Source organism: Endozoicomonas sp. PH6C (genome assembly GCF_059322965.1).
The window spans coordinates 3399428-3412526 of sequence record NZ_CP185342.1 but is presented as its reverse complement, the minus strand read 5'-3'; the positions used below and the strand labels follow the sequence as shown (position 1 = coordinate 3412526).

The following is a 13099-nucleotide window of genomic DNA, read 5'->3' as shown; positions in this document are numbered from 1 at the left end:
GAAGGCGTGTTTTTTTGTAACGGGTTGTTTGCCGACAAGGTAAATAATGACCCACCGTTTAAGTGGGTCACACGGCGATGTCAGAGTGTTGCAATGTTCTCTGGATCACCCGGAAGCTGGGCATGAAAGGCTTTGCCGCTGACTGAGTGACTGTCGTCTCCCATCAGATACAGATAGACTGGCATAATATCTTCAGGCGTCGGACGACTCATCGGGTCCTCTCCGGGGTAAGCAGAAGCTCTCATGGCTGTGCGGGTGCCTCCGGGATTAATCGTGTTGACTCTTACCTGACTGAGGCCGTCCTCTTCGTCGGCCATGACCTGCATAAGCCCTTCGGTAGCAAATTTCGAAATGCTATAGGCTCCCCAGTGAGCGCGCCCTTTATGGCCAACGCTGGATGAAGTGAAGGCAATAGAACCCGATTCAGCCTTGCGGAGCAGGGGGATTAGTTCTCTGGAGAGCAGAAAGGGGGCGGTCACATTAACGTGCATGACCTCATTCCATTTGTCCAGATCGAACTGTGCAATGGTCTTGAGTTCGCCCAACAGACCTGCATTGTGCAGAAGCCCGTCCAGTCTGCCAAATTCTTTGTCCAGAGTTTCCGCCAGGTTGGCATAGTCCTGTTCAGAGGCTCCGGCGAGGTTCATGGGGTAAATAGCTGCCTGGGGCCAGCCATTTTTTTCAATCTCGTCATAGACCTGTTCAAGCTTGCTGATGGTTCTGCCCAGCAGAATGACGGTTGCGCCGTGGCGTGCAAAGGTCAGGGCTGCCGTACGGCCAATACCACTGCCAGCACCGGTGACCAGGATAATTTTGTCCCGGAGGAGGTTGTCGGGTGCGGTATATTCAAACATGCGTTGCTCTCCGTGGCAGCTGCCACTTATACTTTTCCAGCAGCGGAAGAATCTCTTCTGCGGACGAAACCTTGTAATCAGCGTGCCACTGATCCGGTGTATCTATGGGGCTGATAAAACCATAGAGTGCCGCAATAGTCACCATTCCTGCATTTCTGCCAGCCTCGATATCACGTAAATGATCACCTATATAAATGCACTTTGCCGGGTTGGCGTCTGTTTGCTGGCAAGCTACCAGCAAAGCTTCCGGGTTGGGCTTGGTCTGTTTGACATGGTCTGGACAGATCAATGTTTTTGAACGCTGGCTCAAGCCAGCCTGATCCAATAAGATTTTTGCATAAGCTGAAGGTTTATTGGTGACGACTCCCCAGGGAATGGCTTTGTCATCCAGAGTATCCAGCAGCATTGGCATTCCGTCGTACAGTTTTGCAGCCTTTTCCCTGCGATCATTGTTGATATATTCATTGTATTCTTCAAGAAGCCTGGTTCTCAGGCTTTCGAGCTTCGGATCAGGTGGCTCTATACCATAGGCAAGTTGAACAAGCTTTCTTGAGCCTTCCGAAACATGGCTTCGAATCAGTTCACTATCAATCGCTGGCATATTGTCGTCTGCCAGCATTTTGTTAACGGTGAAAATAAAGTCTTCCGAGGTGTCCAGCAATGTGCCGTCCAGATCAAAAAAAATACCTTCAATGGCGTTCGTTTGGCTCATCGGGATTCTCATTGGAGCTCTGGTTTGCTGCCGTAGATCAGGTAATTAACGTCAGTGTCTGACTTCTTGAGGGAATAAACGCCAGTAAACGGGTTGAAAACCATGCCTGTCATGTCGTGTACTTCCAGATCGGTCTGGCGCATCCAGCTACAGAGTTCATGGGGTTTAATGAATTTACTGTGCTCATGTGTACCCCTGGGTAGCATTTTTAGAACATACTCGGCTCCGACAATGGCAAATAGCCAGGATTTGGTGTTGCGGTTTATCGTAGCAAAGAAGATCTTTCCGCCGGGTTTGAGCAGCTTTTCACAGGCGCGAATAACGGATGCAGGTTCGGGAACGTGTTCCAGCATTTCAAGGCAGGTGACAACATCAAAGGTGCCGGGCATCTCTTCTGCCAGCTCTTCCACCGGAATTTTACGATAATTGACTTCGACTTCACTTTCCATGCTGTGCAGGCGAGCTACAGAAAGTGGCGCGTCGCCCATGTCGATGCCAGTCACCTCTGCGCCGCGAAGTGCCATGGATTCGCTGAGAATGCCGCCACCACAGCCAACGTCCAGTACTTTTTTTCCGGCCAGACCCACTCGCTCGTCGATGTAGTTGAGGCGCAGCGGATTGATTTCGTGCAGTGGCTTGAATTCACCCTCCATGTCCCACCAACGGCTGGCCAACTCTTCAAATTTAGCAATTTCGGCTGGATCGACGTTTTGCACTGGGCGTGGTTCGTCCTGGTTTGCAGTCATAGTGTCCAGATTCTCATGCGGTTGTGTTGAATGTGCGCCGGGAAGCGGGTCTCTCTGAAAACCGCTTTATGCGAAGAATAACGCAAAAAACCAATTTCGAGAGTCGGTTGATTTCCGAAAGTAACAGCGCAGTTTGTATTCTTGTCTGCATTATACAGACAGAGTTATCAGAGTTAAGTATTCCTGTTATCCGGATACAAAAGAGTTACTATGTCGTACTTCTGTGTCATTTTTTATTCACAAATATTGTTGTCAACGCATAGACTTGCTCGCAGTAGGGCTGGCAGCTGTGGTATTATTTCCTACTTAATATGAAAAAAGTAGCCATGCCCTTTTTATCGTTAAATTCATTTCAACGCTCCTTTCTATTCAGACAGGAACTGAATGATTGCTTCCACATGGCTGCGTGTTGATTGAATTGTTCGGGTTTCCGGCCTTCCGGGTTGAGAAAGGGTGCTGACTGGTATCCGTTGGGCGCAAGCTAAAGGACGACTGGGTTTACATGACTGATATCGCCAAAGAGATTCTTCCGGTAAACATCGAAGACGAACTCAAGCAGTCCTATCTGGACTATGCCATGAGTGTCATCGTCGGGCGGGCACTGCCCGATGTACGTGACGGACTCAAGCCGGTCCATCGGCGAGTTCTCTTCGCAATGAACGAGCTGGGCAATGATTGGAATAAGCCCTACAAAAAATCAGCTCGTGTGGTGGGTGATGTGATCGGTAAATATCATCCCCACGGTGACTCTGCAGTATATGACACCATTGTTCGTATGGCGCAGCCATTCTCTCTGCGATATATGCTGGTAGACGGGCAGGGTAACTTCGGTTCCGTGGATGGTGACTCTGCAGCGGCCATGCGTTATACCGAGATCCGGATGCAGAAGATCAGTCATGACATCATGGCTGACCTGGATAAGGAAACGGTCGATTACGTGCCTAACTATGATGGCACGGAACAGATCCCTGCTGTTATGCCTACCCGCATTCCCAATCTCCTGGTGAATGGCGCTGCCGGTATTGCCGTTGGTATGGCAACCAATATACCTCCTCATAATCTGACTGAAGTGGTCAAAGGTTGTCTGGCGCTTATTGATGATGAGAGTCTGTCTGTTGATGACCTGATGGAATACATTCCGGGTCCGGATTTCCCGACGGCTGGCATTATTAATGGTCGTGCGGGCATTTTGCAGGCCTATCGAACCGGGCGTGGTCGCATCTATATTCGTGCCCGAGCGGATATTGAGCACGATGAGAAGAGAAACAAAAGTACCATCATTGTTACCGAGCTTCCTTATCAGCTGAATAAGGCCCGGCTGATTGAAAAGATCGCCGAGCTGGTTAAAGACAAGAAAATTGAGGGCATTTCCGAGCTGCGCGACGAGTCTGATAAAGACGGTATGCGGGTCGTGATTGAGCTGCGTCGTGGCGAGGTGGCTGACGTAGTACTCAACAACCTCTATGCCCAAACCCAGCTTGAAAGCGTATTTGGTATCAACAATGTTGCGCTGGTGGATGGTCAGCCAAAACTCCTGAATCTCAAGGAGATGCTGGAAGCCTTCATTCGCCACCGTCGTGAAGTGGTGACCCGCAGAACCGTTTATGAGCTGCGAAAAGCGCGTGAGCGGGGTCATTTGCTCGAAGGTCTGGCCGTAGCGCTTTCCAATATTGATCCGGTAATTGCCTTGATCAAGGACTCTCCAACGCCTGCAGAAGCTAAAGAGAAACTGGTGGCTCAAGGGTGGCAGCCCGGTCACGTGCTGGAAATGGCAGAGCGTGCCGGAGCCGATGCCTGTCGACCTGAAGAATTACCTGCAGAGTTTGGCATGAGAGAGGATGGTCTCTACTATTTGTCCCCGGCTCAGGCTCAGGCAATTATGGAAATGCGTCTGCACAGACTGACTGGCCTGGAGCATGAAAAACTGCTCAGTGAATACCGCGAGCTGCTGGAAAAAATTGCCGAGTTACTACTCATTCTTTCCAGCTCTGAGCGTTTGATGGAAGTCATCCGCGAAGAGATGGAAAAAGTGGTTGAAGAGTATGGCGATGAGCGTCGCACTGAAATCACCAGTTCACGCCGGGATCTGACCGTTGAAGATCTGATTTCTGAAGAAGACATGGTCGTCACCCTGTCTCATGGTGGTTATGCAAAAACCACATCGCTCGACACCTACCAGGCACAGCGCCGTGGTGGTCGGGGTAAGTCTGCCGCTTCGGTAAAAGACGAAGATTATGTTGAACATATGTTGGTGGCCAATACCCATACCCAGATTCTTTGTTTCTCCAGCAGGGGTAAGGTCTATTGGTTGAAGGTCTATCAGATTCCGGAAGCTGGCCGTACTTCACGTGGCCGCCCAATTGTGAATATCCTGCCTCTGGAAGAGGATGAGCGGATTACGGCGATGCTGCCTGTAGAAGAGTATACCGAAGGTCACTTTGTCTTTATGGCAACGGCTGCGGGAACGGTTAAGAAGACGCCTCTGGAGCAGTTTTCCCGTCCAAGAACCAGTGGTCTGATTGCCTTGGGTCTTGATGAAGGCGATACTCTTGTGGGTGCTGAAATTACTACCGGTGAGAAACAGGTTATGCTGCTTTCCAACGCCGGAAAAGCGATCCGCTTCGAAGAGACTGACGTGCGCGCCATGGGCAGAACTGCCAGAGGTGTGCGTGGTGTCAAGTTACAGGATGCACAAAGAGTTATCTCTCTGATTATCCCCGAAAACGACACCCAGATTCTGACCGTCAGTCAGAATGGTTTCGGTAAACGTACGGCGGTAGAAGATTTCAGAATCACCGGGCGTGGTGGTCAAGGGGTTATTTCCATGCAATGTACCGATCGGAACGGTGAGCTGGTTGGTGCTATTCAGGTGCAGGATGGAGAAGAGATCATGTTGATCTCTGATCAGGGGACCCTGGTGAGAACCCGTGTCGATGAAATATCTGTCATGAGTCGTAATACCCAGGGTGTTACCTTGATCAAGGTTCAGGAAGGCGAGAAGCTGGTCGGTGTTGCCAGAGTTGAGGAGCCCGAAGAGCCTGAAAATGTGGCTGAGGGCGTTGAAACCTCAGAAGCTGGGGAAGAAATGCCTCAGATCGTGCCTGATGAAGGGAAGGAAGGCTGATTCTGTATGCCATAACTTAACGCCAGCATCATGCTGGCGTTTTACTTGCCGGGATGTAATTTATCCCTGAGATGCAAGAGCAATTTCAAGGGCGGCAGTTACGCATTTCTGAATCGACGAGTCTGGCTGTACGGGAGGATGGTATGAACAATCTATTGGCAAAAACACTGGCTGACCCGAAAGGGCAAACCTATAACTTTTCGGCGGGTCCGGCGCCTTTGCCAAAGTCGGTGCTTGAGCGTGCTCGTGATGAGCTGCTGGACTACAACCGTGAAGGGGCTTCCATTATGGAAGTCAGTCACAGAGGGAAATCCTTTCTCAAAGTCGCAGAGCAGGCGGAGCAAAATCTGCGTGAGCTTTTGAAGATTCCTGAAAACTACAAGGTTCTGTTTTTACAGGGGGGTGCCCGTGGGCAGTTTGCTGCCGTCCCGCTGAATCTGAGAGGTGAGAAAAATAGCGCCGACTATGTCAATAGTGGGCACTGGGCTCAATCAGCTATCAAGGAAGCCCAGCGTTATTTGAATGTCAATGTTATTGCTGACGGTAAGGGAGCTTCATTCCATACCATGCCGGAAGAAAGTGAATGGCGCTTCAGTTCAGATGCGGCTTATGTCCATTACACGCCAAACGAAACTATTGGTGGTCTTGAATTTCCGTTTATACCGGATTCAGGGGATGTCCCGCTGGTAGCAGATATGTCATCCAATATCCTGTCCGGGCCTGTTGATGTCGGCCGTTTTGGGGTTATCTATGCCGGTGCCCAGAAAAATATTGGTCCGGCAGGATTAACAGTGGTCATCGTGCGTGACGATCTCCTGGGTCGAGGACATTCCAGTTGTCCTGCTGTTTTTGATTATCGAGTGCAGGCGGACAAGGATTCCATGTACAACACCCCGCCAACCTTTGCCTGGTATCTGGCCGGTCTGGTGTTTGAGTGGCTGAAGGAGCAGGGGGGGCTGGAGGTGATCGACCAGGTCAATGCCCGCAAATCCGGCAAGCTTTACCAGGTGATTGATGAGTCCGGTTTTTATCACAACAAGGTGGACCCTCGATGGCGTTCAAGAATGAATGTACCCTTTACGCTGACTGACCCTGAGTTGGACAAAGTCTTTTTGGCAGAGTCTGAAAAGAATGGCTTTCTTTACCTTAAGGGTCACAAGGCAGTAGGCGGTATGCGGGCCAGTATTTATAATGCAGTACCGGAAGAGCATGTCGATGCGTTGATTGCTTTTATGCGTGAATTCGAAAGAAAATTTGGATAACAAATTCTTGATCCGTTGCAATCTCAATCACAAAGCTCGCAGGATTGCCAGCCGCTGATTGCACGGCTCTGGTCATTACAGTTAAACGCAGAGAACATTATGACAGATGACAAGTTGAAGGGGTTGCGGACAAAAATTGACAAACTTGACCAGGATATTCTGAAGCTGATCAGTGAGCGTGCGCGCTGCGCTCAGGAAGTGGCCAGGGTCAAGCAGACTGAAGATGCTGCGGCAGTATTTTATCGCCCGGAGCGTGAAGCCCAGGTTTTGCGTCGGGTGATGGAACGGAACAATGGTCCACTGGACGATGAAGAAATGGCTCGATTGTTCAGGGAGATTATGTCAGCCTGTCTGGCCCTTGAGGAGCCCGTCCGAGTGGCATTTCTTGGTCCGGAAGGCACCTTTACCCAACAGGCGGCCTTGAAGCACTTTGGCCATTCAGCGATTTCTGTCCCTATGGCAGCAATTGATGAGGTATTCAGGGAGGTGACGGCTGGAGCTGTAAGCTACGGTGTTGTGCCTGTTGAGAATTCAACGGAAGGCGTGGTCAGTCATACTCTGGACAGCTTCATGGATTCATCTCTGAAAATCTGTGGTGAAGTTGTATTGAGAATTCATCAGCACCTGCTGGTTTCTGAAAACACTCGTCGTGACAATATTACCCGTATTTACTCCCACGCCCAGTCACTGGCACAGTGTCGTAAATGGCTGGATGCTCATTGGCCAATGGCCGAAAGAGTAGCGGTCAGCTCCAATGCGGAGGCGGCCAAGCGTATCAGGGGTGAATGGAACTCTGCGGCCATTGCTGGTGATATGGCTGCTGACATTTATGGTCTGGAAAAAATCTCTGAGAAAATCGAGGATCAACCCGACAATTCCACTCGCTTCCTGATTATTGGTCATCAGGATGTGCCCGTCAGCGGTGAAGACAAAACCTCAATTGTCGTCAGCATGAGAAACCAGTCCGGTGCTCTGCATTCGATTCTTGAAGCGTTCGATGTTCATGATGTGGATCTCACCCGAGTGGAAACCCGTCCATCCCGTACCGGCATCTGGAACTATGTCTTTTTCATTGATTTTGAAGGTCATCAAGACGATCCGGTTATCCAGAAAGTGTTGGGAAAGTTGGCTGACAGAGTGAATGACCTCCGTGTTCTGGGCTCTTATCCGAAGGGTGTTCTTTAACAAAACAGCCATGCGCGATTGAAGCAATTTTTCGTCCCTGCCTCTGGAGGCTGTCTAAAAGCCCTGGTTTCAGTGTGGGGACGAGTAGATGGTGAATATACAGGTGAAACATGGGTTGTGATTTTACAAAGCTTGCCGTACCGGGAATACGTGCCCTGAATCCTTATCTTCCCGGAAAGCCTGTGGAAGAGCTGGCGCGCGAACAAGGTCTGGATGCCAGCAGTATTGTTAAGCTGGCCAGCAATGAGAATCCTCTTGGGGCGGCTCAGTCTTCCCGTGAAGCCATTGCCGCAATGATGGCCGAGCTGGCCCGATACCCGGACAGCAGTCTTTACAATCTGCGTGATACTCTCTGCAGAAAGCTGGCGGTTGATCCTGATCAGATAACCTTTGGTAACGGTTCCAATGATGTTCTGGTTCTGTTGGCACAGTGCTACCTGAAAGAAGGATTCTCAGCCGTGTTCTCTGAATACGCCTTTGCGGTTTATCCCATTGCAGTTCAGGCGAGCGGGGCTGAAAGCATTGTGGTTCCGGCTAAAAACTGGGGGCATGATCTGGAAGCGATGGCCAAAGCGGTTCGTTCTGATACCCGTATCGTATTCCTGGCTAATCCTAATAACCCGACAGGTACCCGTTTTTCAGAAACAGAGTTGCGTGCCTTTCTGGGTAAACTAGCTGAAGGGGTTATTGTTGTTCTGGATGAAGCTTACTTTGAGTATGTCATGGAGAGTGATTACCCGGATGGTATTGCGCTGCTGAAAGAATACCCCAATCTTGTAGTGGTCAGAACATTCTCAAAAGCCTACGGTCTGGCGGGTGGTCGAATCGGTTATTCTGTTTCAAATGCTGAAATAGCCTCTATTATCAACCGATTACGACAGCCTTTTAATGTTAATAATCTTGTTGAGGCGGCAGCGGTTGCTGTTCTTAATGACGAAGAATACCTGAACCGTTCCAGACAGGTTAACCAGGATGGAATGGCTCAGATTGAAGCGGGTCTGAAGTCCATGAATATTGATTACATTCCATCCAATGGCAACTTCATTACTTTTGATGCTGGCATGGAAGGTGTGGAGTGTTATCAGCGCTTACTCAAACAGGGCGTCATTGTCAGACCTCTTGGCAATTATGGAATGCCGGGGCACCTCCGGGTTTCCGTTGGTCTGGAAGAAGAGAACCGTCGTTTTCTGGAAGCACTGTCCGCTCTTAAACAGCCTTGAGTGATAACAGCCCTGAGCGAAATACAGCCCTGAGCCAAACACAGCCCTGTACGATAATTATTAGTCTGAAGAGGCTGTCGCCATTTTCATTCGACAGACATTTGAAAGTGGTTTTTGAAAAAGGTTGAACGTGTAGTGATAGAGCAAAACAAGACCGGTACCCCACTGAATATTCTGGTGGTCGGGCTGGGCCTTATTGGAGGATCATTTGCAGCTTCCCTCAGAGAGTGCAGTGAAAACTTTCATCTGATGGGTTTTGATCTCAAGGGCGAAAACATCCAAGCAGCCCTTTCCCTGGGAATCGTGGCAGAAGGTTGTACAGATTTTGAATCCGCCGTCAGCAAGGCTGATGTTATCCTGCTATCAGTTCCCATGCTGGCTATGCCAAAATTACTCCGGCAACTTAAGGGTCTCGATCTCACTGACAAAGTGATGACGGATGTGGGTAGTTGCAAAGGCATACTGGTCCAGGCTGCCCGGGAAATATTTGACTGTGTACCTGAGAATCTGGTGCCGGGTCATCCCATCGCCGGTTCCGAAAAAAGCGGAGTCACTGCTGCCAGGGCCGGACTGTTCAAGAATCATAAGGTGATCCTGACACCGCTGGAGAACACTGATACTGCCGCTTTATCCCTCGTCAGGCATCTCTGGCAATGCTGTGGTGCCCAGGTCAACGCTATGGATTTTCGGCGTCACGATGAAGTGCTGGCAATGACGAGCCATTTGCCTCATCTCCTGGCGTTTTCACTGGTGGATACGCTGGCGGGCAATCCTGAAAATCAGGATATCTTTCGTTACGCCGCCGGAGGGTTTAGAGACTTTACCCGCATTGCTGGCAGTGATCCGATTATGTGGCACGATATTGCCCTGGGTAATAGCGAGGCTATTATTTCCTCGCTGGATCAGTTTTCTGAGGGCTTGACTCATCTTCGTCAAGCCATCGTTGAGAAAGACAGCAAAGGGATACTGGCGAGTTTTGAGCGAGCCCAGTCTGCACGGCAGCACTTTGCCAGTATTCTGGAAAAAAGAGCCCGTATGAATACCCTTGATGAGAATCAGGGTGAATCCCTAAGCTGAGATTCGTATTCCGGATTGTGCCAGTGTGGTCACATCCTTAGCTAACTTCGTCAACCTGGCTTTCGATGCGGGTCTGGCGCTCTCAACAGAAGGTATTCAAGCGTGAGAGATATTGATATGTCTGCAGCGACAGAAGTAATTCTTAATTACTTCATGGATTAGAGAGTCAGTCAATGAAAACTTCTTCATATATAAGCGTGCCGGTCGTAACTATTGATGGTCCCAGCGGTTCCGGGAAAGGAACGGTTGCGGCTCTGCTGGCGAAAGAGTTTGACTGGCATCTGCTCGACAGTGGTGCTTTGTATCGACTGACGGCGCTGGCGGCCATGAATCACGGGGTGGATTTTTCCGATGAAAATTCACTGGAAGTTTTAGCAGGTCACCTGGATGTGCAATTTGAACCGGGTGCTGATGGTGAAGGTCTGAAAATCGTTCTTGAGGGTGAGCGCGTTGGCGCTAATCTGAGGACCGAAGAGGTGGGAGCCAAAGCTTCTCAGGTGGCGGCTTTGCCGGGTGTCAGGAAGGCTCTTTTGAGGCGTCAGCAGGACTTTGCAGAAGCTCCGGGTCTGGTTGCCGATGGAAGGGATATGGGAACTGTGGTATTCCCCCATGCTAACGTCAAAGTTTACCTTACAGCCAGTCCGGAAGAGCGGGCGAAACGCCGTCAAAATCAGTTGCAACAGAAAGGTATTGATGCTAGCTTTGACCAGCTTTTAGCTGACATTCTTGCCAGGGACGAACGTGACATGAATCGCGATGTCGCCCCGCTGAAACCCGCCGATGATGCTATTGTTCTGGACAGCACCAGATTGAGTATTCAGGAAGTCTTCAGTCGTGTAGTGGATGTCATGCGACAGAATGGCCTGATCTGATTAACGTTAATCATTTCGGAACCTGCTGGTTGTTGAGGTGCTCGACAGCCTGTTTATATCGAGGTGGTCTGACCGACTTCCGGAAAGACCGGCGTGAATAGCCGTGTGGTGCAGATTGCCAGTTACAACCATACGGTGTTTTTTGAAAAACAACCCACATTGACTGGCGGTGTGGCCAGCATGCGATCGGTAGTCACTGCTTTTCTGAGGTGGTGTTGATTGAAGTGCTGATTGATAGGAATGACCATGAGCGAAAGCTTTGCTGAACTGTTTGAAGAAAGCCTGAAAGATATCGAAATGAAGCCGGGCGCTATTGTTAGCGGTCAGGTTGTCGATATCGACAGCGACTGGGTTACTGTCCACGCAGGCCTGAAGTCTGAAGGTGTTATCCCAAAAGCTCAGTTCCTGAACGAACAGGGTGAACTGACCATCGCTGTCGGCGACGAAGTTCAGGTTGCTCTTGACGCGGTTGAAGATGGTTTCGGTGAAACCCGTCTTTCCCGTGAAAAAGCCAAGCGTATGGAAGCTTGGGGCGAACTCGAAAAAGCCTTCGAAGCTGAAGAGATCGTTAAAGGTGTTATTTCCGGTAAGGTCAAGGGTGGCTTTACTGTTGACGTTAACACTATTCGAGCCTTCCTGCCTGGATCTCTGGTTGACGTGCGTCCGGTTCGTGACACAGCTCACCTGGAAGGCAAAGAGCTGGAATTCAAGGTTATCAAGCTGGACCAGAAACGTAACAATGTAGTCGTTTCCCGTCGCAGCGTTCTGGAAGCTGAAAACAGCGCTGAGCGCGAGCAGCTGCTGGAATCTCTGCAGGAAGGTCTGGAAGTTAAAGGTATCGTCAAGAACCTGACCGACTACGGTGCATTCGTTGATCTGGGCGGTGTTGACGGTCTGCTGCATATCACTGATATGGCCTGGAAGCGCATCAAGCATCCAAGCGAGATTGTGAACGTAGGTGACGAAATCAACGTCAAGGTTCTGAAGTTTGACCGCGACCGTAACCGCGTATCCCTGGGTCTGAAGCAGCTGGGTGAAGATCCTTGGGTGGCTATCACCAAACGCTTCCCTGAAGGTACCCGTGTTTCCGGTCGAATCACTAACCTGACCGACTACGGCTGCTTTGTTGAGCTGGAAGAAGGTGTTGAGGGTCTGGTTCACGTTTCTGAAATGGACTGGACTAACAAGAACATCCACCCATCCAAGGTGGTTGCTCTGGGTGATGAAGTTGAAGTTCAGGTTCTGGACATCGACGAAGAGCGTCGTCGTATCTCTCTGGGTATCAAGCAGTGCAAGCAGAACCCATGGGAAGAGTTCTCCGGTTCCTTCAACAAGGGCGACAAACTGGCTGGTAAGATCAAGTCTATCACTGACTTCGGTATCTTCATTGGTCTGGATGGCGGCATCGACGGTCTGGTTCACCTGTCTGATATCTCCTGGAATGAAACTGGCGAAGAAGCTGTTCGCAAGTACCGTAAAGGTGACGAAGTTGAAGCTGTTATCCTGGCGATCGACGCTGAACGTGAGCGCATCTCTCTGGGTATCAAGCAACTGTCCGAAGATCCATTCAACTCTTTCGCTGGCCTGAATGAAAAAGGTTCCATCGTTAAGGGTGTGATCAAGGAAGTGACAGCCAAGGCAGCTACCGTAGAACTGGCTGAAGACGTTCTGGCTACTCTGAAAGCTTCTGAAATCAGTGTTGATCGCGTTGAAGACGCTACCAACGTCCTGAAAGAAGGCGAAGAAGTAGAAGCCCGCATCATCAGTATCGATCGTAAGAACCGCAATATCTCCCTGTCCATCAAGGCGAAGGATCAGGCTGAAGAGAAAGCGGCCATGAAAGAACTGCGTGCGAAGCAGGAAGACGAGACTTCCGGCCCTACCACCATCGGTGACCTGATCAAGGCTCAGATGGAAAACAAGTAATACTTGTTGGAGAAAGCTTCTGATGAAGCTTTCTTTTACCATAAAAAAAACCGCAGCCCGAGCTGCGGTTTTTTTTATGGTAATCAATAGGTTGCTTGATTTATTGAATCGGGTTGGCTAG

10 protein-coding genes are annotated in these 13099 nt (G+C 50.0%); 7 read left to right on the top strand and 3 right to left on the bottom strand.

The genetic code is table 11. The features are described 5' to 3' along the window. Positions 1 to 80 precede the first annotated feature (80 nt). The 3 genes from ACOMG9_RS12780 to ubiG are packed head-to-tail and all read right to left on the bottom strand — an operon-like array spanning position 81 to position 2312. A complete protein-coding gene (locus tag ACOMG9_RS12780) occupies positions 81 to 854 on the bottom strand; it encodes a YciK family oxidoreductase (RefSeq protein WP_422138070.1) in 774 nt (257 codons plus the stop codon). After that, positions 847 to 1566, bottom strand: coding sequence for an HAD family hydrolase (locus ACOMG9_RS12775; protein ID WP_448217182.1), 720 nt, complete (start codon positions 1564 to 1566; stop codon positions 847 to 849). Before ACOMG9_RS12775 ends, ACOMG9_RS12780 begins: the two co-directional genes overlap by 8 nt. 8 nt (positions 1567 to 1574) lie before the next feature. Further along, positions 1575 to 2312, bottom strand: a complete 738-nt coding sequence (ubiG, locus tag ACOMG9_RS12770; protein ID WP_448217181.1) for a bifunctional 2-polyprenyl-6-hydroxyphenol methylase/3-demethylubiquinol 3-O-methyltransferase UbiG — start codon at positions 2310 to 2312, stop codon at positions 1575 to 1577. A 502-nt stretch (positions 2313 to 2814) separates the two neighbouring features. On the opposite strand from ubiG, the gene gyrA reads away from it, so the two are divergent. The 7 genes from gyrA (at position 2815) to rpsA (ending at position 12978) form a co-directional block, all read left to right on the top strand. Then, positions 2815 to 5436 carry a DNA gyrase subunit A gene (gene gyrA / locus ACOMG9_RS12765; RefSeq protein ID WP_448217180.1) on the top strand — a complete coding sequence of 874 codons (2622 nt, stop codon included), beginning with the start codon at positions 2815 to 2817 and terminating at the stop codon, positions 5434 to 5436. A 143-nt stretch (positions 5437 to 5579) separates the two neighbouring features. Next, on the top strand, positions 5580 to 6698 hold the full coding sequence (gene serC, locus ACOMG9_RS12760; RefSeq protein ID WP_448217179.1) for a 3-phosphoserine/phosphohydroxythreonine transaminase: 1119 nt from the start codon (positions 5580 to 5582) through the stop codon (positions 6696 to 6698). A gap of 99 nt (positions 6699 to 6797) precedes the next feature. After that, entirely contained in the window at positions 6798 to 7883 is a 1086-nt protein-coding gene (gene pheA, locus ACOMG9_RS12755) for a prephenate dehydratase (RefSeq protein ID WP_422133903.1), read from the top strand. Positions 7884 to 7993: 110 nt separating this feature from the next. Next, the gene (hisC, locus tag ACOMG9_RS12750) at positions 7994 to 9103 is read left to right on the top strand and encodes a histidinol-phosphate transaminase (RefSeq protein ID WP_448217178.1); all 1110 of its coding nucleotides are present in this window, start codon (positions 7994 to 7996) and stop codon (positions 9101 to 9103) included. A gap of 114 nt (positions 9104 to 9217) precedes the next feature. Then, entirely contained in the window at positions 9218 to 10180 is a 963-nt protein-coding gene (locus ACOMG9_RS12745) for a prephenate dehydrogenase/arogenate dehydrogenase family protein (protein ID WP_448217177.1), read from the top strand. Between the two features lie 173 nt (positions 10181 to 10353). Continuing rightward, complete coding sequence (cmk, locus tag ACOMG9_RS12740) at positions 10354 to 11052, top strand: (d)CMP kinase (protein ID WP_422133900.1); 699 nt, start codon at positions 10354 to 10356, stop codon at positions 11050 to 11052. Positions 11053 to 11298: 246 nt separating this feature from the next. Continuing rightward, the gene (gene rpsA, locus ACOMG9_RS12735; protein ID WP_317146341.1) at positions 11299 to 12978 is read left to right on the top strand and encodes a 30S ribosomal protein S1; all 1680 of its coding nucleotides are present in this window, start codon (positions 11299 to 11301) and stop codon (positions 12976 to 12978) included. Positions 12979 to 13099: the final 121 nt, after the last annotated feature.

Coding starts and splice junctions, on each gene's coding strand:
- pheA (WP_422133903.1), top strand. CDS start 6,798: ATGACAGATGACAAGTTGAAGGGGTTGCGGACAAAAATTGACAAACTT.
- ACOMG9_RS12775 (WP_448217182.1), bottom strand. CDS start 1,566: ATGAGCCAAACGAACGCCATTGAAGGTATTTTTTTTGATCTGGACGGC.
- serC (WP_448217179.1), top strand. CDS start 5,580: ATGAACAATCTATTGGCAAAAACACTGGCTGACCCGAAAGGGCAAACC.
- hisC (WP_448217178.1), top strand. CDS start 7,994: ATGGGTTGTGATTTTACAAAGCTTGCCGTACCGGGAATACGTGCCCTG.
- cmk (WP_422133900.1), top strand. CDS start 10,354: ATGAAAACTTCTTCATATATAAGCGTGCCGGTCGTAACTATTGATGGT.
- ubiG (WP_448217181.1), bottom strand. CDS start 2,312: ATGACTGCAAACCAGGACGAACCACGCCCAGTGCAAAACGTCGATCCA.
- ACOMG9_RS12780 (WP_422138070.1), bottom strand. CDS start 854: ATGTTTGAATATACCGCACCCGACAACCTCCTCCGGGACAAAATTATC.
- rpsA (WP_317146341.1), top strand. CDS start 11,299: ATGAGCGAAAGCTTTGCTGAACTGTTTGAAGAAAGCCTGAAAGATATC.
- gyrA (WP_448217180.1), top strand. CDS start 2,815: ATGACTGATATCGCCAAAGAGATTCTTCCGGTAAACATCGAAGACGAA.